The organism is Mesorhizobium waimense (assembly GCF_003601975.1).
GTDB lineage: Bacteria > Pseudomonadota > Alphaproteobacteria > Rhizobiales > Rhizobiaceae > Mesorhizobium > Mesorhizobium waimense.
Genome location: NZ_QZWZ01000212.1, coordinates 1 through 452, shown reverse-complemented (window position 1 = coordinate 452; position 452 = coordinate 1). Strand labels below are relative to the sequence as shown.

At 73.2% G+C, this 452-nt stretch carries 1 protein-coding gene; it reads left to right on the top strand.

Annotation, left to right across the window (positions count from 1 at the left end):
• Window positions 1-452: DEAD/DEAH box helicase (locus tag D3227_RS40685; protein ID WP_120019483.1), on the top strand; the 452-nt coding region annotated here is incomplete at both ends.

Below are 452 nucleotides of genomic sequence, written 5' to 3'. Positions count from 1 at the left end.
GTGCAGCAGGCCCTGGCCGCCGACCCCGCCGCCCAGGCGCTGGTGATGGTGCCGGAGATCAACCTCACGCCGCAGCTGGAGGCGCGCTTCCTCGCGCGCTTCGCACCGCTCTACGGCGCGGACAGCGTGGTGTCGCTGCACAGCGGCATGACGAATCCGCAGCGGCTGAAAAGCTGGCTGGCCGCGCATTCCGGGCAGGCGCGCATCGTGCTCGGCACGCGCATGGCGGTGTTCGCGAGCCTGCCGGGCCTGGCGCTGATCGTGGTGGACGAAGAGCACGACGCGAGCTACAAGCAGCAGGAGGGCGCGCGCTACTCGGCGCGCGACCTGGCCATCTGGCGCGGGCGGGAACAGGGCGCGAAGGTGATCCTCGGTTCGGCCACGCCGTCGCTGGAGAGCTGGCACGCGAGCCGCCCGCCCGCCGAGGGCGATCCGGGCGGGCGCTACCTGCG